Consider the following 20,116-nt stretch of genomic DNA (forward strand, 5'->3'; position numbering starts at 1 on the left):
CCCCGCCCTTGCCGCCCTTGTCCGTGCCGTGCGGACGGGCGCCCGCGTCCCGGTCGGTCTGGCGGGCCTTCAGCTCGCCGCTGTCCTGCGGTGTGGCGCCGCCCTTGTCACTGCGCCGCTGTCGGGCTGCTGCGGATTGGACATGCGCCGGACTCCCTTCCCGTGGTGCGTGTTCCGTGCGGGTCCGGGTTCCCAGGGCGGCACGCCTGACGCACCCGCCTGCGGACCGGCTCGGGGCGCGGGGCGGATCAGGGTCCGGTGGAGGTGTTCCAGGGCGTCCAGGAGCACGGAGCGGTGGTACCAGCTCAGCCAGGCCGAGGTCTCCGTGGCCAGCAGGGCGAGCGCCTCGGTCTGCGCGGAGGTCGGCCGGTGGCCGGCGTCGGGCCAGTGCAGGGTGATCACACCGGTGCAGGAGCCGGCGGCGGAGAGGACGGGGACGCTCCGCACGGCGTGGGTGCCGGTGGCCAGCAGGGCGCGCCGGCAGTCGTCGGAGAGCCGGGGGTCGGCGGCGACGTCGGGCACGCCGACCTGGCGGCCCCCGACGCGGGCCGCCGCGTCGGCCGTACCCTCGCCGCGCCCGCGCACGAGGTGGTCGAGGAACACGTCCGCACAGCCGTGGTGGGTCTCCAGCATCAGGGCGTTCACGGCCGGGTCCACCAACTGCACGTACCCGGCGGGGGCCCGACCGACGGCCAGCGCCTCGTGCACGACGGCGTCGATCATCTGCCGCCGGCAGCGCGGGTCCCGGCCGCCCCGGGCCAGGATCCGCAGCTGGGGCACGGGCAGGGAGCGGCGGCCCGGGAACCACACCTCGCCGTCCGGGGGCCGGGCCACCACCACGGCGGAGACGAGGACCCGCAGCGGCACGTTGAAGCGCTGCGAGGCCTCGCGCAGCACCCGGAAGGCGCTGCCGGCGTCCGGCAGGCCGTAGCGGACCATGAGCGCACCCTGCGCCATGCCGATCACCGGCGCGGTCCGCACGCGGGCGCGCAGCGCGCGGACCTCCTTGTGCAGGTCCTCGTACGAGGGCCGCAGCGGGTCCGCCATCTGGGAGCGCCAGGCGGGCAGCTCCTCGACCCGGGCGGCGGCGCGGGCCAGCTCGCGCAGGGCCTCGTCCAGGGTGGCGTACAACCGGACGCCCTCCAGCCGGGCCAGGTGCACCGCCTCGCGTACGCCGGGCCGGGCGCGGACGATGATCAGGTCCGGGCGTCCGGCGCGCGCCCGGGTCGTCTCGCTGAGCGTGCGGAGCACGGCGGCGCCGCCGAGCTGGACGTGCGCCATGTCGAGCACGGGGCGCAGTCCGGCGCGGTCGGCCTGTTCCAGGTGACCGCGCAGCTCCTCCGACCAGGCTTCGGCGCCGGCGGCGTCGAGGCTGCCCGCCATGCGCAGCAGCAGGGCGCCTTCGGCGGGCAGTCCCTCGACCACGGAGGACTCGATGACGAGGGGTGCCGGTGCGGCCGGGCGGCCGGAAGAAGGTTTCATCGCATCACCCAGACGGGACGTCCCAAAAGAACTCGATCGGCCTCTTCCCGGCCTTTGCACCACATTGCACGGTAGATCCCCGGCCCTCAACCGCACGGCGCGGCGCGCCGGAGGCGCAGCGATCCGTGGGCGGGTCCCGGTGGCGGGCGGCGGGCCGGGGAGGCAGCGGGCCGTGGGCCGGGCGGCGGGTCGGCTATCCGGGCAGCGCGGCCAGGGCGTCCAGGGCGGCCGGCAGGGAGGCGTGCAGCCGGATCCCCGGCACACCGGCCCTGGCCAGGGCCTCCCGCACGTGCGGGCGGGGCTGTACGACGGGCAGGGCGCGACCGGAGCGGGCGAGGAGCCCGGTCGCCCGCTCCAGGGAGCGGACCGCGTCGGCGCAGGCCAGGTACACCTCGCTCAGGTCCAGCAAGGCGTGTTCTCCGGCCTGGCCGGCGTGGAGGAGGTGGTCGGCGAGGGCCTCGGCGAAGCGTCCGGCGTTGGCGGCGTCGACCGTGCCGCGGGCCTTCAGGACGCTGATGCCGCCGAGGCCGGTGCGGTGCTCGTGCACGGTCTGCAGAAGCAGCGGGGCGGGGCCGCCGGGGCGGACGCGGGAGGGGGAAGGCGGAGAGGCCGGGGAAGAGGAAGGGGACGGGGACGGCTGACCGATTTCCATGGGGCACGGGCTTCCTGGGCGCGGGGCGGGAGGATCTCGGCCGGCCGCTTCTTGACCGGGACCTCACTGTGCCCTCGCCCGGATGCCCGATGCAACGACGCCTCCAGGGCGTGTCGTGGCGCGGGCCCGGTCAGCCGACGTACCGCCGTGCGGGTGAGTCCCTGCGGGCGCGTTCCAGCGCGGCGAGCCGGCGCTCCAGCTCCGGCGGTACGGGGTCGCGCTGGCGCAGCACCCACGGCAGTCCGGCGGCGGCACGGGCGAACGCGCGGGCGGAGGCCGCGTCCCGGGGCACGGTCCGGATGAGGTGGCCGGTGCGGCGCAGCGCCGGCAGCAGCGGCCGGCGCAGCCAGGTGAACCACAGGGTGTTGCGCAGGCCGAGGACGCGGCGGGCCGTGCCGTCGCGCAGCCGGGAGGCGTGATGGTGGACGGTGAGGTCCTCGGCGTAGGCGAGCCACCAGCCCTGGCGCAGCAGGTCGCAGGCGAGCAGTTCCTCCTCGCCGCCGAGCCAGAGACCCGGGTGGAAGCCGCCGCCGGCCCGGAAGGCCTCGGTGCGCAGGACGGTGGCGGCGGCGAGGAAGGAGCCGAGGGCGGGGCCGGGGAGCCAGTCGGGGCCGGACAGCGGGGACTCGCGCAGCTCGCGCACGACCGGGTCCTCGGTGCCGTCCGGTTCCACCACGATCCGCGCGGTGACGCCCGCGAGCCGGGGCCGGGCGTCCAGCAGGTCGGCGGCGCGGCGCAGGCTGCCGGGCTCCCACCAGGTGTCGTCGTCGCAGAACGCGACGTAGGGCGTGCGCACCCGCTGGACGGCCAGGTTGCGGCCGATGGCGCCGAGGTTGCGGCCCGGGCGCAGCAGGGTCGTCTCGGGGAAGTCCCGGGCGACCGCTTCGGCGGTGCCGTCGGTGGAGGCGTTGTCGGTGACGATCACGCGCGGGCGTTCGGGCAGCCGGCGCAGCAGGGCGAGGGTGCGCAGCAGTTCGTCGCGGCGGTTGTGGGTGATCACGACGACGGTCGTACGGGCGTCGGGGCCGGTACGGGTACGGGGTTCGGTGGCGGTCGGGATCATCGTGCGGCACCTGCCTGCGGGTCGTCAGGGCACGTCCGGGTCATCGCGCGCTACCTCCCCACGGATCGTCAGGGCACGTCCGGGTCATCGCACGGCACCTCCTTCCTTGCGGCGTCTGTCGGCGTTCCCGGTGCTCGGGCGGTGTCTCCCTCCAGGCGGCCGGCCGCGTCCCGGTCGAGCAGGCGGGCGGCGTGTTCGACGTGCGGGGGCAGAGTGCGGCGGCGGGCGAGGGCGGCCGGGAACCGGGCGACGGTCTCCCTGAGGGCGCGGCGGGCGCCGGGGCGGCCGGCCGCCGCGGCGGCGGCGAGATCGCCGAAGGCGCGCAGGGCGACCGGCCAGGGGCGGCGCAGGCAGGTGGTGAGCACGTGGTTGCGCCGGACGAGGAAGGAGCGGCCGGTGCGGCCGTGGTCCTCGGGGTGGTGGCAGGCGGCCAGGGACGGCTCGTAGGCGACGCCCCAGCCGGCGGCGGCCAGGTCGTAGGCGAGCAGGGTCTCCTCGCCGCCGAAGAAGAGCAGCGGGTGGTAGCCGCCGGCGCTCAGGAAGGCCTCGCGGCGGACCACGCAGGCGCAGCCGAGGAAGCCGAGCACCGGGCGGCCGGGCAGGTCCGGCTCGGGCGGCAGCGGGGAGGCGGCGAGCACGGCGTTGAGGGGGTCCTCGGCGGCCTGCTCGCCGACCAGGGTGCGGGCGGCGAGCAGGCCGAGCCGCGGGTACCGGTCGAGCAGGTCGGCGGCCCGGCGCAGGCTGCCGGGCTCCCACCAGGAGTCGTCGTCGCTGAAGGCGACGTAGGGCGTGCGGGCGTGCCGCACGGCCAGGTTGCGGCCGAGGGCACCGGTGTTGGCGGCGGGCCTCAGCAGCCGGGCGATCGCCGGGTGGCCGGCGACGGCCCGGGAGGTGGTGTCGTCGCGGGAGTTGTCGACCACGATGACCGGTGGCCGCTCGGGCAGCGCGGCCAGCACGTCCAGGGTGCGCAGCAGGCTGGCACTGCGGTCACGGGTGATCACGGCGACGGTGACGCGGGGGTCTCCCGGGCCGGCGGGCCGGAGGACGCGGCCGGGGGCGTGCTCAGTGGACATGCGTCGCCACCTCGGGTCGGGGCTGCCGCTGACGGCCACGTCCGTCGCGCAGGAGCATGAGGCAGGCCGCGGCGACCTCGCCGGTACGGATGCGCAGCAGGCGGGGGTCGGGGGTGCGGCCGTGCGGGTCGCCGGGCGGGCCGGGCTTCCACAGGGCGACGTGGTCCGGGCTCGGGGGCGGCCCCCACAGGCGCGGGGAGACCGGCCCGAACAGGGTGACGGTGCGGGTGCCGTGGGCCACCGCGAGATGGGCGAGGCCGGTGTCACCGCTGAGCACCAGGGACGCGCCGGTGACCAGCGCGGACAGCTGCCCGAACGGCAGGCCGCCGGTGAGGACGTCGCCGCCGGGCCGGCCGCTGCGTTCGGCGACGGAACGGACCAGGGCGTCCTCGCCGGGGCCGCCGGTGAGGACCACGCGGTGACCGGCGGCGCGCAGGCACCGTACGACGGCGGCGAACCGCTCCCCCGGCCACCGCCGGGAGCCCGAGGCCGCGCCGGGGTGCACGACGACCGCGCCCGGGGCCGGGGACGGCGTGGCGGGCGGGGGCAGCCGCAGGTCCAGGGGGTCGGCCGGGATGCCGTAGCCGTGCAGGAAGGCGCACCAGCGGTCCCGTTCGTTGTCGGTGGCCCGCCACGGCGGGCCGTCCGGGCAGGCGTGGGCGAGCAGCCGGCGCGGGGACAGCGCCGCCAGGGCGTCCCGGCTCTCGGGGCCGTTGCCGTGCAGGTCGACGGCGACGTCGGGGGGCGGGCCGGGCCAGTGGGCGAGGTCCGGCACCGCGCGGCCCGGTGCCTCGGCCGGGAACACGGCGTCGACCGCCCCGCTGGCCAGGGCGAGTTCGGCGAGGCCCGGCGGCTGGGCGAGGACGACCCGGTGCCCGGGAAAGGCCCGGCGGATGCCGCGCAGCGCGGGCACACCGGCCAGCAGGTCGCCCAGGCCCAGCGCGCGCAGGACGAGCACGCAAGGGGGGCTCGGGGAGCGGTCAGTGGTCACCGAGGGGGACCTCCGCTGGATGGGGGTGGGAGCTGTACGGGGGTGGGAGGAAGGAGCGGCACCGTGCCCCACCGGATCCGGCCCCACCGGATCCGGCCGTGCCGGCGCCCGGCGGCCGTGTCCGCGGCGTGAGTGCACAGCGGAACCGTGGGTCGGAGGCGGGGCGTGTCGGCCGGTGTGCGGGGTGCGGCCGTCCGGTGGCCGGGGCCGGGGGCCGGGGCCGGGGGCCCGCGCGGAGCCGTGCCCGTGCCTCGGCGGGGTCCGGCAGGAACGTCGCGTCGTCACCTGGGCCGTCCTCCCGCGGGGCTCGGGGCCAGGGCCGCGCGGCGGGCGAGTCCTGTGGTGGAGCGGCCGTCCAGGTAGGGCAGCAGCAGGACCTGGCCGCCCCAGCTCTCCACCAGGGGCTGTTCGGGCAGCTGGGTCCGGGCGTAGTCGCCGCCCTTGGCCCAGATGTGCGGGCGGAGTTCGCCGAGGATGCGTTCGGGGGTGTCCTCGTCGAACACGGCGACGGCGTCCACGCACTCCAGGGCGCGCAGCACCCGCACCCGGTCGGCGGCCGGGACGAGGGGCCGGCCGTCGCCCTTGCGGCGGCGTACCGAGTCGTCGGAGTTGACGCACACGACGAGGCAGTCGCCGGCCCGGCGCGCGGCCTGGAGCAGGGCGACGTGCCCGGCGTGCAGCAGGTCGAAGCAGCCGCCCGCGGCGACGACGGTGCCGCCCGCGGCGCGGACCCGGGCGGCGGTGCGCACGGCGTCCCCGGTGGTGTCGCCGTCGGCCGACGGTTCCGCGGCCGTCTCCGGCTGGTCCGGGACGGCGACCGCGCGGGCGCCGCCCTCGGCGACGTACCGGGTGGCGGCGTGCACGGCGGCCTGGACCGCGGCCTCCGTGAGGGCGCCGTCGGCGAGCAGGCCCGCTGCTGCGGCGGCGAACCGGTCGCCGGCGCCGCACGGGTCGCCGGTGGCGGCGGCCGGGGTCGGCACCAGCAGCGGGGTCTCGCCGTGGGAGAGCAGGGCGCCGCGCTCGCCGAGGGTGACCGCGACGGCCTGGGCCTGCCAGGCCCGGACCAGGGCGCGGGCGTCCTGGGCGGCGGTGCGCAGTCCGGCCGCGTCGCCGGACGCGGTGCCGTCGAGTCGCCGGGCGAAGACGCGGGCCTCCTGGGCGGAGGGGGTGGCCAGGCGGACGCCGGGGACGGGGGGCCGGCCGCGCACGTGCGGGTCCCAGACGACGGGGGCCGCCGTGTGCGCCAGGGCGTCCCGCAGCACGTCGGCGGTGCCGCGGCCGTAGTCGGCGACGAGGACGCCGGCGGCCGCCGCGACCGTGGACACCGCCTCCTGGGTGGCCTCGCGGGCGCGGCCCTCGCCGTCGTCGAGGCGGAGCAGCGGCCGGTCCCCGGCGAGGACGCGGGTCTTGCTGCTGAGGGTTCCCTCCAGCGGCACCTCGACCAGCCCGACCCGGCCGGCCAGCAGCTCCCGCAGGGTGTCGCTGGCGGTGTCGGAGCCGAGCGCGGTGACCAGCGTGACGGGGCGTCCGTCGGCGGCCGCGAGGCAGGCGGCGAGGGCGGCGCCGCCCGGGCGGGAACTGCGCCGGGTGCCGTGGACGACGGGGACGGGCGCGTCCGGGGCCAGCCGCTCGGCCCGGCCGCACAGGTCGTGGTCGAGCAGGGCGTCGCCCACGACGACCAGGGGTGTCTGCGAGGCGGTCATGCGTGTCTGCGAGGCGGTCATGCGTGTCCCTTCCTGGGGGCCACCGGCGCGCCGGGCGCGGGGGTACGGCCGACGGTGCGGGCGCGGCCGACGAGCCGGCCGACGACACCCGGCCGTCCGTCGGCATCCGGCCGGCTGGCGGCACCCGGCCGGCCGTCGGCCGCGGGCTTGCCGTCGATGCCGTGGCCGGGGGCCCGGTGGCCGGCCTCGCCGCGCTCGACCGCCTGGTCGAAGGCTTCACAGAGCATGTGCACGGCGACCAGGTGCAGTTCCTGCACGGTGGCGGCGACGGGGGCGTCGGCGCACAGCGCGTCGTCCGCGCCGAGCTGCAGCGGGTTGGGGGCCCGCCCGGTCAGCGCCCACACCGTCATGCCGAGCCGGTGCGCGGCGTCGGCGGCGGTCAGCAGGTTGGCGCTGGCTCCGCTGGTGGACAGCAGCAGCAGTACGTCTCCGGGGCGGCCGTGGGCGGCGGTCTGCCGGGCGAACACCTCCTGGACGCCGTAGTCGTTGGCGATCGCGGTGGTGGAGGAGGTGTCGGCGTGCAGGGCGACCGCGGAGAACGGCGGCCGGTCGTCGCGGTAGCGGCCCACGAGTTCGGCGGTGAGGTGCTGTGCCTGGGCGGCGCTGCCGCCGTTGCCGGCGACGAGGAGCCGGGCGCCCGAGCCGAGCCGCCGGGCGAGTTCGGTGCCCCAGCGTTCGAGGAGCGGGCCGTGCTCGCGGAAGGCCTCCAGGGCCTTGGCGAGGTCGTCGCAGTGCGTGGTGCCGGTGGCGGTGTTCATCGGACGACTCCCGAGAGCGAGCGGATCGAGGACACGGCGCCGTACACCCCGGCCACCCCGTCGGCCACCCGGTCCCAGGTGTAGTGGTTCAGCACCCGGGAGCGGCCGGCGGTTCCGTACCGGGCGAGCCGGTCGGGGTCGGCGAGCAGCGCGCGGACGACCGCGCCGAGGTCGTAGTCGTCGTCGGCCGGTACCAGGACGCCCGTGGTGCCGTCCACGACCGTGTCGAGCTGGCCGCCGACGGCGGTGGCCACGACCGGCGTGGCGCAGGCCATGGCCTCCAGCGGGACGATGCCGAAGGGCTCGTACAGCGGCAGCGACAGCACCAGGTCGGCGCTGGACATCAGCCGGGGCATCCGGGCGCGGCTGACCCCGCCGAGCAGGGTGACCCGGTCCAGGACGCCGTACTCGCCGGCGATGGCGTAGAGGCGGGCGGCCTCGGGGTCGGTGCCGAGGAGGTCGGCCTCGGGGCCGCCGGCGACGAGGAGTTCGGCGTCGGGGACGCCGGCCAGGGCGCGGACGGCGCGGTCGAAGCCCTTGCGGGGCACGAGCCGGCCGACGGCGAGCAGCCGCCTGCGGGCGCCGGGCGGGCGGGTGCGGCCGGCCGGTGCGAACTGGTCGGGGTCCACCCCGCACGGCACGACGCTGATCCGGTCCTCCGGCAGCCCCATGGCCTTCAGTTCGGCCACCTCGTCGCTGCAGGTGGCGATGATCCTGGCGCACTCGTGGCCGATGGCCTCCTCGACGGCGAGGCGCTGCGGGGGGCTGGTGTCGGCGGCGCCCTGGTAGCGCTTCTTCACCGTGCCGAGCGCGTGGTAGGTCTGCACGACGGGGATGCCGAGGTCGCGGGCGCCGGCGAGGGCGGCGAGGCCGGACATCCAGAAGTGGGCGTGCACCACGTCGGGCGGGTTCTGGGCCCACTGCCGGGCCAGGAAGCGCCCGAACTCGGTCATGTGGGGCAGGAGTTCGTCCTTGGGGACGGGTGCGGGCGGTCCGGCGGGCACGTGCACCACCTGCACGCCGTCGATGAGGGTCACCCGGTCCGGCAGGCCCGCCGAGTCCCGCCGGGTGTACACCGTGACGCGGTATCCCCTTCTGGCGAGCTGCCGGGCGACCTGTGCCACGTACACGTTCTGGCCGCCCGCGTCCGGTCCGCCGAGCGCGGCCAGCGGGCTGGCGTGCTCGGAGACCATGGCGACGCGCCCGGCGGTGTGCGGAATGCGGCTCATCGGGTGACCTCCTTGATCAGGCGCTCCCAGTCGTCGAGGAAGCGCCGTTCTCCGTAGCGGGCCTGGGCCGCGGCCCGGGCGGCCGCGCCGGTGCGGCGGGCCTGCCCGGGTTCGGCGAGGAAGGTCCGTACGGCGTCCTCCAGGACGTCGAGGCGGTTCGAGACCACTCCGGCGCCGTCGGGTATCGCCTCGCGGACCTCCGTGGTGTCCAGGGCGACCACGGGCATGCCCAGGAACATGGCTTCCAGCAGGGACAGACCGAGCGAGGTCCAGCGCACGGGGTGCAGATAGACCCGGCAGCGGGCCATCTCCCGGTGCAGTTCGTGCTGCGGCAGGTCCCGGGCGCGGCAGCGTTCGGGGGGCAGGCCGAGGTGTTCGGCGAGGCCCTCCGTGCGCATCCCGAAGACGTCCAGGGGCGCGGAGCGGGAGAACCGGGGCAGCAGGTCGGTTCCGGTGGTACGGCCCCTGCGCACGGGCTCGTTGACCACGACGGCCGCGCGCCGCTCGGTGCCGGTCCACAGCGGGCCGGGGTCGATGATGCCGTGCTCGACGACCTCGGTCGGGGCCTGGCCGCTGTCCCACATCAGCCGGTTGAAGTGGGTGACGTGGACGACGGGGATCGCCGACTGCCCGGCCAGCGGGTGGAGTTGCCGCTCGGGCGACTGGTCGGGGCTGTTGTGCTCGACGTACACGGCGGGCACGTCCACGCCGGGGCGGCGGCCGGTCCAGCGCAGGGCCAGGTCGAGTTCGTGCGGGCGCTGCAGCACCATCAGGTCGATGTCGGAGTCCCACAGCTGCCGGGGCGTGCGTTCCTCGACCGACGCCGGCCAGTCCCAGCTGACGGCCCGGCCGAGGCCGTCGGGTCCGCGGTCCTCGGTGACCGGGACCAGGTAGGTGTGCGGGCCCTGCACGAAGGCGGTGAGCCAGGATCCGTGCACGTGCCAGACGAGGATGTTCATGACTGCCGCTCCTGGATGAGCTTGTGCACCGCGCGCACCACGTCCTGTCCGGTGACCTCGTCCAGGCAGGGGTGGCCGGGGACCGGACAGGTGAGGGCCCGGGTGTCCGCGCACGGCGCCGACTGGTCGCCGAGCAGGATGACGGGGACGCCGTACGGCGCCCAGCGCTCCGCCGGTACGACGGGCGCGAAGAGCGAGACGACCGGGGTGCCGACGGCGGCGGCGAGGTGGGCGGGGCCGGTGTTGGCGCTGATCACGACGTCGGCCAGGCGCAGCACCCCGGCGAGGGTCCGGGGGGAGGTCCGGCCGCCGAGGTCCACGGCCAGGCCGCCGCCGACCCGCCGGGTGAGGTCCGTCTCGCCGGGGCCGCCGGTGACGACGACCCGGTGCCCGGCGTCGGCGAGCAGCGCGACCGCCTCGGCGCAGCGGCGCGGGCTCCAGGCGCGCGCGGGGGCGGTGGCACCGGGGTGGAGGACGACGTAGGGGCCGCGGCCGGTGAGGCCGCTGGTGTCCGGGGGCGGCAGCACGCGCAGCCGGCCGTCGTCCCCCGGCGGGGCCGGGAAGCCCAGGGCGGCGGCGGTGTCCAGCGCCGCCTCGGCCTCGTGCCGTCCCGGGAGGCGCCGGTGGCGTACGTCGAGGAGCCGGCCGGGGTGGTCGACGCTGTCGGCGCCGATCCTGCGGACACCGGCGAGCCGGAGCAGCAGCGCGGTGGGCAGCGGGCTCTGGTGGAAGGAGGTGAGGACGAGCGCGGCGTCGTAGGCACCGGCCCGCAGCCGCCCGACCAGTGCGTCGATGTCCGCCGGGACCACGTCGGGCGGGTCGAACCCCTCCCACGGGGCCTCCCACACGAGCACCTCGTCCACGCCGGGCAACAGCCGTGCGGCATCCGCGCCCCGGGGGCCGCACAGCATCGTGAGACGGGAGGAGCGGGCGGCGACGGCACGCACGGCGGGCCCGGCCAGCAACACGTCGCCGAAACTGTCCAACCGCACCACGAGCGACCTCATCCCGACCGCCTCCCCGCGGAGCGGGCGGCCCGGGGCACGGGTGACGGGGTGCGCGCGGGGACCGCCGTGTCCGGTGCGGGTGCTCGCCCGACCGCCGGGAAGCCCGCCTCGAACAGGGCCGCGCGGACCGCGGTCAGGGCGTCGGGGGCCGATTCCGTGGCGAAGCGGCGTACCTCCTCGGGGGCGGTGGCCGCGTTGGGGACCAGGACGCCGCGGGCGCCGGCCGCGCGGGCGGCCAGGACGTCGGCGGCGATGTCGCCGATCACCAGGCACTCGGCCGGCGGTACGCCGAGCCGGGCGGCGGCCCGGTGGATCAGGCCGGGGCGCGGTTTGCGGCAGGCGCAGCCGGCGTCGGGGGCGTGCGGGCAGAACAGCCAGGTGTCCAGCCCGCCGAGCAGTTCGTCGGCGCGCTGGTTGACGCGGTGCACCTGGTCGGTGGTGAGCAGCCCCCGGCCGATGCCGGACTGGTTGCTGACGACGCCGGTGGCCAGGCCGTGGGCCCGGGCCAGCGCGACGGCCGCGGCGGCGCCCGGCAGCAGCCGGACCCGGTCGGGGTCGCCGTTGTAGGGCACATCGGCGACGAGGGTGCCGTCGCGGTCGAAGAGGACGGCGGACAGCCTGCTCACGCGGTGCCTCCCAGGGGCTCGGCGTGCCGGTGGCGGACGACTCCGCGCAGCCAGTGCCGGACGGCGAGCGGCGGGATGAGCACACTGGTGCCGAGCATCCCGGCGATCTCGCGGGCGGTGCGGGGGCCGGGCAGGATCCGGGCGAGGGCGAACTCGGCGGTGCCGAGGCTCCACAGGGCGGCGCAGGCGGTCGCGGCGCGGCGCCGCCCGGTGAGGGCGCAGCCGGCCGCGGCGAGTGCGGCGCCGGTGACCGCCAGGTGGCGGGGCAGGCGGCCGCGGGGTGCCTGGGCGCGGTCCCACCAGTCGCGGCCGTGCAGCCGGTTCATCAGCGCGTCGTCGGCGTTGCCGCGCTGCGCGGGCAGCGAGGCCCACCAGTGGGCGGGGCGGACGGGGTGCCGGGTGATCCGGGTGCCCCGGGTCAGGGACCAGCCGGCCCGCTGCACGCGCAGCGCGAGGTCGGCGTCCTCGCGGAAGGCCCGGGGGAAGCGTTCGTCGAAGCCGCCGGTGCGCTTGAGCGCCTCGGTGCGGTAGGCCATGTCGGCGGTGGCCCAGGCGGCGTTCTCCAGGCCCTTGGTGGTGCGTTCCCAGTCGGTGGGCCGGCGGTCCAGGGGCAGGGGGACCCGCAGCCGGCCCTGGACGCCGCCGACGTCGGGGCCGGCCTCCCTGAGGTCCTGGGCGAGCCGCCGGGACCAGTCCGGCAGCACCTGGACGTCGTCGTCGAGGAACACCGTCCACGGGGTGCGGACGGTCCGCCACCCGGCGTTGCGGGCGGCGGCCGGGCCCCGGCCGCCGGTGCGCAGGGTGCGCACCCGGTCGAGCAGTTGCCCGGCCGTCTCCAGCGTCAGGTGGCCGTCGGGTGCGGGCCGGTCGTCCACGACGACCACCTCGTGGGGCGGATGGCCTTCGGCCGCGGCGAGCGCGCGCAGGCACTCGGCGAGGCAGGGGCGGCCGATCGTCGGGACGACGACGGTGTAGGCGGGTGCGTCGCTCATGCGAACGCCTTCCCACGGCGGATCGCGAACGGCCCGAGCACCAGCAGGTCCACGGGGGCCGAGCCGAAGCACTCCAGGGCGTCGCGCGGGTCGTCGACCATGGGCCGCCCGGCGGTGTTGAGGCTGGTGTTGACGACCACCGGCAGCCCGGTGCGTCGTTCGAAGCCCTCGATCATCCGGGCCACCAGGGGCTCCTGGGCGCGGTCCACGGTCTGGATGCGGGCCGTGCCGTCGACGTGCACGACGGCCGGGATGCGGGTCTTCCAGTCGGCGGCCACGTCGTGCACGAACAGCATGTGCGGGCTGGGCAGCGGCCCGTCGAAGATCTCGGCCGCGCGTTCGGCGAGCACCATGGGCGCCACCGGCCGGAACTCCTCGCGCCCCTTGACCGCGTTGAGCCGCTCCAGGTTCTCCGCCCTGCCGGGGTGGGCGAGCAGCGACCGGTGCCCGAGCGCCCGCGGCCCGTACTCGCTGCGTCCCTGGAACCAGGCCACGATCCCGTCGTCGGCCAGCGTCCGGGCGGCCGTCTCGGCGATGTCGGCGGGCTCCTCGTACGGTACGGCCGCCCGCTCCAGCCACGCCCGCAGTTCGGCGTCGCTCCAGCCGCGGCCGAGCGCGGCCGTCGGCATCGGCTCCAGGGTGTCCTTCTCTCCGGCGACGTGGGCCGCCGCGCCGAGGGCCGTGCCGGCGTCGCCGGCGGCGGGCTGCACCCACACGTGCCGGAAGCCGCTCTCGCGCCACAGCCGGGTGTTGGCCACGCAGTTCAGGGCGACACCGCCGGCCATGGTGAGCGCGTCCTCACCGGTCGCCTCGTGCAGCCGGCGGGCGAGGGCCAGCATCGTCTCCTCCAGGCACAGCTGGGCACTGGCGGCGAGGTCGGCGTGGTCCTGGCCGAAGGCACCGCCGGCCGGGCGGGGCGGGACCAGGTCGGCCCAGGGCACCGGGCGGGCCCGGAAACCCCACTCCCCGCCGGCGTGGACGTACTCCCGCAGCCGGCCGGCGAAGCGCGGGGTGCCGTAGGAGGCGAGGGCCATCACCTTGAACTCGTCGCTGCTGCGCAGGAATCCGAGGTGGTGGGTGAGGTCCTCGTAGAACAGGCCGAGGGAGTCCGGCAGCCGCTGGGTGCCGAGGACGGTCAGTTCGCGGTTGGTGTAGCGGCCGGCCAGGTGGGAGCCGCACTCTCCGCGGCCGTCCAGGACGAGGACGGCGCAGTCGGGATACGGCGAGACGGGCCCGGCGGAGGCGGCGTGCGCGACGTGGTGCGGGACGAACCTCACCTTCGCCGGGTCGAGTCCGGGCAGCGCCTCGGCGAGGAAGTCCGGGGCCTCGCGGGCGTACTGCTGGCGCAGGTGGTCCCAGGGGTCGTGCAGGCCCATCTCCTCGGCGGGGCGGGCGAGCGCGGGGTCGTAGGAGTAGGCGACGGCGTCGAGGTCGGCCGGGGTGAGTCCGGCCTGCTCCAGGCACCAGCGGGCGGACTGCTCCGGCAGCTCCCAGGCGGAGAACGGAACGGGCCGTTTGCCGTGCTTGCGGCGGGAGAAACGCTCCTCCTCCGCCGCCGCCACGATCCGGCCGTCGGTGATCAGGGCGGCGGCGGGGTCGTGGAAGAGTGCGTTGATTCCGAGGACGTGCATGCGCTGTCTCCAGGGCCGGGGAAGGGCGAGGGGGTCGGGTCAGGACCGGGCGGGTTCCTCCGCGGGCGGGGCCGGCTGTGGGGGCAGGGCGGCGAAGTAGGCGATCGTCTGCTTCAGGCCCTCCTCCCACGGCACCTGCGGCGACCAGCCGAGCAGCTCGCGCGCGAGGGTGGTGTCGGGGCGGCGGCGGCCGGGGTCGTCGACGGGCCGGTCGACGAACGCGATCGGGGAGCGGGAACCGGTCAGGGCGACGATCCGGCGGGCCAGGTCCGCCATGGTGATCTCGTCGCTGCCGCCGATGTTCACCGGCCGTACGGACCGGCTCTCGGCCACCCGCAGGATGCCCTCGACGGTGTCGTCCACGTAGCACAGGGAGCGGGTCTGGCTGCCGTCGCCGGTCACCGTGAGCGGCTCGCCGGCGAGGGCCTGGCAGATGAAGGTGGGCACCGCGCGGCCGTCGTGGGCCCGCATCCGCGGGCCGTAGGTGTTGAACAGCCGCACTATCCCGGCGTTCGTGCCGTGGGTGCCCGTGTGCGCGGTCACCAGGGCCTCGGCGAACCGCTTGGACTCGTCGTACACGCTGCGCGGCCCGACCGGGTTCACGTTGCCCCAGTAGCCCTCGTGCTGCGGGTGCACCAGCGGATCGCCGTACACCTCGGAGGTGGAGGCGAGCAGCAGGCGGGCGCCGTCGCGTTCGGTGATCGCCAGGGCGTTGCGGGTGCCGAGGCTGCCCACGTCCAGGGTCTGCAGCGGCATCCGCAGGTAGTCGGCGGGCGAGGCCGGACAGGCGAAGTGCAGGACCAGGTCGTACGGGCCCGGCAGGCGCTCGGTGCAGTCGGGCGCGCACAGGTCGCAGTGGACGTAGCGGAAACCGGGCCGGTCCTCCAGGTGGGCGATGTTCTCGCGGCGCCCGCAGGCCAGGTTGTCGGCGCAGTCGACTTCGACCCCTGAATCCAGCAGGCGCTCGCACAGGTGGGAGCCGAGGAATCCGGCGCCGCCGGTCACGAGGGCGCGCCGCCAGGAGAACGGTGTGTCACCAGTCATGGGGCTGTTCCTTCGTCGTCCTTCGTCCACGTCGTCCGCGTCGGTGCGCGGCCCCCGAGCGCCTCGCTCCCCAGGTGGGAGGGGCTGTGGGCGGGTGTTCGGCGCGTGTCGCGTCGACGGGCGCGACGTCGTCGGCCCGTGGGAGAGGGAGAGGACAGGGCTCGGGTCCCCACTGATCAGGAGGACCGCCCTGGGTGGGCCGCCGCTGGCTGGACGGCACTGGCAGCTGGGTTCCCGTGCCAGTTGGTTTCACACGTTGGATTCTTATTCTCCGGAATCAGGGGTACTCGCGCGACTCCTGCGCACCGGTGACCACGGTGGTGAAGCTCATGCACGACGAGGTCGCGGATGCCGCGCTGCGCGCGCTGCGGGGGTCCGGCCGGTCCCCGCGGCGGCTGCTGCTCACCGGCTGGTTCAGCTTCCACGACGGGGAGGCGACGGCCGGGGACGTGCTCGCGCAGGCGCACATGTCGGCCGCGCTGACCCGGTCCGGTATCCCGCACGACACGGCGTGGAGCCCCGGTTTCCGGCCCGGCGCCCTGTCCCTGGAGGCGGCCGACCCGGGCGCGTACGACACGCTGCTCTTCGTGTGCGGTCCGGTGCACGGACCCCAAGTGGCCGCCCTCCATGACAGGTTCAGGTTCTGCAGACGACTCGCGGCCGGGGTCTCGGTGGTCGACCCGGCGGACCCCGCGGCCACCGGCTTCCACACGGTCGTCGCCCGCGACGGCACCGGCGCCCCGGCCCGGCGGGACCTGGCGGGCGGAGCGCCGGCGGGCCCGCCGCCTCCGGTGGCCGGGGTGGTGCTGACCCACGGCCAGGGCGAGTACGGGGAGCGACGGCGGCACACGGAGGTGAGCGACCGGATCACCGGCTGGCTGGCCGGCAAGGACTGTGTGCGCGTGCCGGCCGACACCCGGCTGGCCACCGACGACTGGCGGCTGTGCGCCACCGCCGAGCAGTTCCTCGCCCTGGTCGCCCGCTTCGACGTGGTCGTCACCACCCGGCTGCACGGTCTGGTGCTGGCGCTGCGCACCGGCACCCCGGTGATCGCCGTCGACCCGGTCGCGGGCGGTGCCAAGGTCAGCGCGCAGGCCCGCGCCCTGGACTGGCCGGCGCTGGTGGCGGCGGACGCGCTGACCCGCGAGATTCTGGACCGGTGGTGGGAGTGGGCACTGTCGGAGACGGGCCGGACGGCCGCCGCCTGCCACTCGATGGGCTGACGGGCCCGGCGGGCCGTGTAGCGCGCCGCGCCCGGGGCACTCGGCGCGGCGACGGCCGGCCGTCCACGGGCCGCCGCGTTTCACGCAGGAGGTAACGAGCATGGGCCACGGCGGAAACGTCATCCAGGAGCTGACCACCGACCACCGCGAGGTCGAGGAGATCTTCGGCCGCATCGAGGCGCTGCCGTCCGGCTCCGCGGAGCGCAAGACCCTCTGCGACCAGGCCACGATGGAGCTGGTCCGGCACTCGGTGGCGGAGGAGGCCTACCTGTACCCGGCGGTGCGCCGGCATCTGACGGGCGGGGACGCCTTGGCCGACAAGGAGATCGAGGACCACTCCAAGGCCGAGCAGATCATGAAGGACCTGGAGGGCTGCCAGGCGGACGATCCGCGCTTCGACACGCTCATGATGCAGCTGATGAGCGAGATCCGCTCCCATGTGGCGGACGAGGAGCAGAACCTCTTCCCGCGGATGGAGGCGGCGTGTCCGCCGGACGCGCTGATGGACCTGGGTGACAAGGTCCGCCGGGCGAAGAAGATGGCCCCGACCCGTCCGCACCCGTCGGCCCCGGACACTCCCCCGGCCAACAAGCTGCTGGCACCGGGAGCCGGGCTGGTCGACCGGATGCGCGACATGCTGTCGGGGCGCGGCAAGGAGAGCTGATCCGACGGGGCACTCCCCCGGGGCCGGGCACGTGCCCGGCCCCTTTTTCACGTTCTTCCGCGGCTGGTTCCTTCGCCGGCTGTGGGACCGGGTGGGCCGGGCCGTGTGCGGGTCAGAGCCACGGCGTGAGCCGGGAGCCGTGGCCGGAGCGGGCGCGGGCCGCGCGGCACAGCAGCCGGAAGGCCTGGAGCAGGGTCAGCGGCCACAACAGCGCGAAGCACCACAGCAGCGCGGGGTCCGACGTGCGGATGCCCATGACGGCGACGAACACCGACGCGACCGTCAGCAGCAGCACCGCCGCCGGCAGCCACACCTCCCGGCGCGCGCGGCCGGTACGGCGTGTCCGGCCGCCGCGGCGTGTACGGCCCATCCGGCGCATACGGCCCCTCCAGCCCATCCGGCGGGTACGGCCCATCCGGTGCGCGAACCGCCGGTCCTGGCGCAGACCGGCCTCGATCCGCGCCAGCACGAGCCGCTCGCGCAGTGACAGCCGTACCTCGTCGGGCTTCTCCCAGATCTCCCAGTCGTCCACGGCAACGGCACCTCCTCCGCCGGTCGGCGGCCCGAAGGGTTCCCGGCCACCGAGTTCCCCGGCCGGCCCGGACGGAAGCGTGCGACGCACATGGCCTTCGCCGGCGCAGGGCCGGTGCCGGGATCGGCAGGCACGTGGGGGACGGCTCCGGTTCCCGGTCCCTTCCGGCGCTCGTCGGGGCGGACACACGTGACCTTCGCCGCCGCAAGGTCGATACTGCCAGTAGACCGCGTCAGGGGACCGCCTCCACGGGGCGGCCGGCAGTACCTGACGCACCGCCGCGACCCGCCTCGACCCGCAGTCAACGATTCCTAGTGCTCAGCCCACGAGGAGACACCGATGAGGATGCTGATCAACGTGCCGGAGACCGTCGTGGCGGACGCGCTGCGCGGGCTGGCGGCCGCGTACCCGGACCTGAACGTGGACGTGGAGAACCGGGTGATCGTCCGCCGGGACGCCCCCGTGGCCGGGCAGGTGGGGCTCGTGTCGGGCGGCGGTTCCGGACACGAGCCGCTGCACGGCGGGTTCGTGGGTCCCGGGATGCTCTCCGCCGCCTGCCCCGGGGAGGTGTTCACCTCGCCGGTGCCGGACCAGATGGCGCGCGCCGCGGCGGCCGTGGACAGCGGCGCGGGTGTGCTGTTCGTGGTGAAGAACTACACCGGCGACGTGCTGAACTTCGACATGGCGGCCGAACTGGCCGAGGACGAGGGCATCCAGGTCGCCAAGGTGCTCGTGAACGACGACGTCGCGGTGACCGACAGCCTCTACACGGCGGGCCGGCGCGGCACCGGCGCGACGCTCTTCGTGGAGAAGATCGCGGGCGCCGCCGCGGCCGAGGGGCAGCCGCTGGAGCGGGTGGAGGCGATCGGCCGGCAGGTCAACGACAACTCCCGCAGCTTCGGTGTGGCCCTGAGCGCCTGTACGACCCCGGCGAAGGGCAGCCCGACCTTCGATCTGCCGGACGGCGAGCTGGAGCTGGGCATCGGCATCCACGGCGAGCCGGGCCGGGAGCGGCGGCCGATGATGACGTCCGGGGAGATCGCCGACTTCGCGGTGAACGCGATCCTGGAGGACATGCCGCCGCGCGGCCCGGTCCTGGTGCTGGTCAACGGCATGGGCGCGACGCCGCTGCTGGAGCTGTACGGCTTCAACGCCGAGGTGCAGCGGGTGCTCCGGGAACGCGGTGTCGCCGTGGCCCGCACCCTCGTCGGCAACTACGTCACCTCCCTGGACATGGCGGGTGCGTCGGTGACGCTGTGCCAGGCGGACGAGGAACTGCTGCGGCTGTGGGACGCGCCGGTGAAGACCCCGGCGCTGCGCTGGGGGATGTGATCCGGCGGAGCAGGCGGCCACCGGCCCGGTGGCATGGTCAACGGCCCTACCACGCAAGGAGATCCAGTGCTCGACGCCGATTTCTTCCGCCGTTGGATGACGACGGCCGCCGCGTCCGTCGACCGCGAGGCGGACCGGCTCACCGCTCTCGACTCGGCCATCGGGGACGCCGACCACGGCAGCAATCTGCAGCGCGGGTTCCGGGCCGTGACGGCCGCCCTGGAGAAGGAGGCGCCGGACACCCCGGGGGCCGTCCTGACCCTGGCCGGGCGGCAGTTGATCTCGACGGTCGGGGGTGCGTCCGGCCCGCTGTACGGCACCCTGCTGCGCCGGACCGGCAAGGCGCTCGGCGACGCCGCGGAGGTCGGCGGGGAGCAGCTGGCCGAGGCGCTGCGCGCCGGCGTGGACGGGGTGATGAAGCTCGGCGGGGCCGCGCCCGGCGACAAGACGATGATCGACGCCCTGGTGCCGGCCGTGGAAGCGCTCGGGAGCGGATTCGCCGCCGCGCGGGCCGCGGCGGAGGAGGGTGCGGTGGCCACCACGCCGTTGCAGGCCCGCAAGGGACGGGCGAGCTATCTGGGCGAGCGCAGCATCGGCCACCAGGATCCGGGGGCGACCTCGTCCGCACTGCTGATCGCCGCGCTGGCCGACACGGCGGAGGCGGACGGTGAGTGAGGAGAAGCGGGTCGGGATCGTGCTGGTGTCGCACAGCGCGGAGGTGGCCGCCTCGGTCGCCGAGCTGGCCAAGGGGCTGGCGGGCGGGGCCGCCGCGGTGCCGGTGGCCCCGGCGGGCGGCGTCGAGGGCGGCGGGCTCGGCACCAGTGCCGAACTGGTCTCGGCGGCGGCGGCCTCGGTGGACCGGGGGGCCGGGGTGGCGGTCCTCACCGATCTGGGCAGCGCGGTGCTCACCGTGAAGGCGCTGCTCGCCGAGGGCGACGAACTCCCGGACGGCACGCGCCTGCTGGACGCGCCGTTCGTGGAGGGGGCGGTGGCCGCGGTGGTCACCGCCGCCGCGGGCGGGGATCTGGACGCGGTGGAGGCCGCGGCGACGGAGGCGTACGGCTACCGGAAGGTGTGACGGGGCCCGGGGGCCGCGCAGCGCTGCCGCACGGTGGGCCAGGGGCCCGGGGCCGC

The 20,116-nt window shown here is 76.2% G+C and carries 20 protein-coding genes; 5 read left to right on the forward strand and 15 right to left on the reverse strand.

Features of this window, described 5'->3' with window-relative positions:
- Positions 1 to 69: 69 nt before the first annotated feature.
- From IEZ20_RS11800 to IEZ20_RS11865, 14 genes are all read right to left on the reverse strand, one after another.
- Positions 70 to 1,482: an ANTAR domain-containing protein gene (locus tag IEZ20_RS11800; protein ID WP_229896021.1), complete on the reverse strand. Its 1,413-nt coding sequence runs from the start codon at positions 1,480 to 1,482 to the stop codon at positions 70 to 72.
- A gap of 193 nt (positions 1,483 to 1,675) precedes the next feature.
- Positions 1,676 to 2,029 carry an STAS domain-containing protein gene (locus IEZ20_RS11805; RefSeq protein WP_229896022.1) on the reverse strand — a complete coding sequence of 118 codons (354 nt, stop codon included), beginning with the start codon at positions 2,027 to 2,029 and terminating at the stop codon, positions 1,676 to 1,678.
- A gap of 235 nt (positions 2,030 to 2,264) precedes the next feature.
- Positions 2,265 to 3,197, reverse strand: a complete 933-nt coding sequence (locus tag IEZ20_RS11810; protein ID WP_189297357.1) for a glycosyltransferase family 2 protein — start codon at positions 3,195 to 3,197, stop codon at positions 2,265 to 2,267.
- 68 nt (positions 3,198 to 3,265) lie between these two features.
- On the reverse strand, positions 3,266 to 4,270 hold the full coding sequence (locus tag IEZ20_RS11815; protein ID WP_229896023.1) for a glycosyltransferase family 2 protein: 1,005 nt from the start codon (positions 4,268 to 4,270) through the stop codon (positions 3,266 to 3,268).
- Entirely contained in the window at positions 4,260 to 5,261 is a 1,002-nt protein-coding gene (locus IEZ20_RS11820; protein WP_229896024.1) for a glycosyltransferase family 9 protein, read from the reverse strand. Before IEZ20_RS11820 ends, IEZ20_RS11815 begins: the two co-directional genes overlap by 11 nt.
- A gap of 281 nt (positions 5,262 to 5,542) precedes the next feature.
- A complete protein-coding gene (locus IEZ20_RS11825) occupies positions 5,543 to 6,964 on the reverse strand; it encodes a PfkB family carbohydrate kinase (RefSeq protein WP_189297805.1) in 1,422 nt (473 codons plus the stop codon).
- 17 nt (positions 6,965 to 6,981) lie between these two features.
- A complete protein-coding gene (locus IEZ20_RS11830; RefSeq protein ID WP_189297359.1) occupies positions 6,982 to 7,743 on the reverse strand; it encodes a D-sedoheptulose-7-phosphate isomerase in 762 nt (253 codons plus the stop codon).
- Positions 7,740 to 8,972, reverse strand: a complete 1,233-nt coding sequence (locus IEZ20_RS11835) for a glycosyltransferase (RefSeq protein WP_189297361.1) — start codon at positions 8,970 to 8,972, stop codon at positions 7,740 to 7,742. Before IEZ20_RS11835 ends, IEZ20_RS11830 begins: the two co-directional genes overlap by 4 nt.
- Positions 8,969 to 9,931: a glycosyltransferase gene (locus tag IEZ20_RS11840; protein WP_189297363.1), complete on the reverse strand. Its 963-nt coding sequence runs from the start codon at positions 9,929 to 9,931 to the stop codon at positions 8,969 to 8,971. Before IEZ20_RS11840 ends, IEZ20_RS11835 begins: the two co-directional genes overlap by 4 nt.
- The gene (locus IEZ20_RS11845) at positions 9,928 to 10,938 is read right to left on the reverse strand and encodes a glycosyltransferase family 9 protein (RefSeq protein WP_189297365.1); all 1,011 of its coding nucleotides are present in this window, start codon (positions 10,936 to 10,938) and stop codon (positions 9,928 to 9,930) included. Before IEZ20_RS11845 ends, IEZ20_RS11840 begins: the two co-directional genes overlap by 4 nt.
- Positions 10,935 to 11,564: a D-glycero-alpha-D-manno-heptose-1,7-bisphosphate 7-phosphatase gene (locus IEZ20_RS11850; protein ID WP_189297367.1), complete on the reverse strand. Its 630-nt coding sequence runs from the start codon at positions 11,562 to 11,564 to the stop codon at positions 10,935 to 10,937. Before IEZ20_RS11850 ends, IEZ20_RS11845 begins: the two co-directional genes overlap by 4 nt.
- Positions 11,561 to 12,556 (reverse strand): glycosyltransferase family 2 protein, encoded by a 996-nt coding sequence (locus tag IEZ20_RS11855; RefSeq protein WP_189297369.1) that lies wholly within the window; start codon positions 12,554 to 12,556, stop codon positions 11,561 to 11,563. The genes IEZ20_RS11850 and IEZ20_RS11855 overlap by 4 nt, the downstream gene beginning before the upstream one ends.
- Positions 12,553 to 14,187: a carbamoyltransferase family protein gene (locus IEZ20_RS11860; RefSeq protein WP_189297371.1), complete on the reverse strand. Its 1,635-nt coding sequence runs from the start codon at positions 14,185 to 14,187 to the stop codon at positions 12,553 to 12,555. The genes IEZ20_RS11855 and IEZ20_RS11860 overlap by 4 nt, the downstream gene beginning before the upstream one ends.
- A gap of 39 nt (positions 14,188 to 14,226) precedes the next feature.
- On the reverse strand, positions 14,227 to 15,231 hold the full coding sequence (locus IEZ20_RS11865) for an NAD-dependent epimerase/dehydratase family protein (RefSeq protein ID WP_189297373.1): 1,005 nt from the start codon (positions 15,229 to 15,231) through the stop codon (positions 14,227 to 14,229).
- Positions 15,232 to 15,560: 329 nt separating this feature from the next.
- On the opposite strand from IEZ20_RS11865, the gene IEZ20_RS11870 reads away from it, so the two are divergent.
- Complete coding sequence (locus tag IEZ20_RS11870; RefSeq protein ID WP_189297375.1) at positions 15,561 to 16,454, forward strand: polysaccharide pyruvyl transferase family protein; 894 nt, start codon at positions 15,561 to 15,563, stop codon at positions 16,452 to 16,454.
- Between the two features lie 100 nt (positions 16,455 to 16,554).
- Positions 16,555 to 17,118, forward strand: a complete 564-nt coding sequence (locus IEZ20_RS11875; RefSeq protein WP_189297377.1) for a hemerythrin domain-containing protein — start codon at positions 16,555 to 16,557, stop codon at positions 17,116 to 17,118.
- A gap of 112 nt (positions 17,119 to 17,230) precedes the next feature.
- Here IEZ20_RS11875 and IEZ20_RS11880 read toward each other — a convergent pair whose 3' ends face one another.
- A complete protein-coding gene (locus tag IEZ20_RS11880; protein WP_189297379.1) occupies positions 17,231 to 17,650 on the reverse strand; it encodes a DUF3040 domain-containing protein in 420 nt (139 codons plus the stop codon).
- Positions 17,651 to 17,989: 339 nt separating this feature from the next.
- Here IEZ20_RS11880 and dhaK point away from each other — a divergent pair, with 339 nt between their 5' ends.
- The 3 genes from dhaK to IEZ20_RS11895 all read left to right on the forward strand — a co-directional run bounded on the left by dhaK (position 17,990) and on the right by IEZ20_RS11895 (position 20,060).
- Entirely contained in the window at positions 17,990 to 18,982 is a 993-nt protein-coding gene (gene dhaK, locus IEZ20_RS11885) for a dihydroxyacetone kinase subunit DhaK (protein WP_189297381.1), read from the forward strand.
- A 66-nt stretch (positions 18,983 to 19,048) separates the two neighbouring features.
- Positions 19,049 to 19,657 (forward strand): dihydroxyacetone kinase subunit DhaL, encoded by a 609-nt coding sequence (dhaL, locus tag IEZ20_RS11890; protein ID WP_189297383.1) that lies wholly within the window; start codon positions 19,049 to 19,051, stop codon positions 19,655 to 19,657.
- Entirely contained in the window at positions 19,650 to 20,060 is a 411-nt protein-coding gene (locus IEZ20_RS11895; protein ID WP_189297385.1) for a PTS-dependent dihydroxyacetone kinase phosphotransferase subunit DhaM, read from the forward strand. Before dhaL ends, IEZ20_RS11895 begins: the two co-directional genes overlap by 8 nt.
- Positions 20,061 to 20,116: the final 56 nt, after the last annotated feature.

The organism is Streptomyces cinerochromogenes, from assembly GCF_014648635.1.
Taxonomy (GTDB): domain Bacteria; phylum Actinomycetota; class Actinomycetes; order Streptomycetales; family Streptomycetaceae; genus Streptomyces; species Streptomyces cinerochromogenes.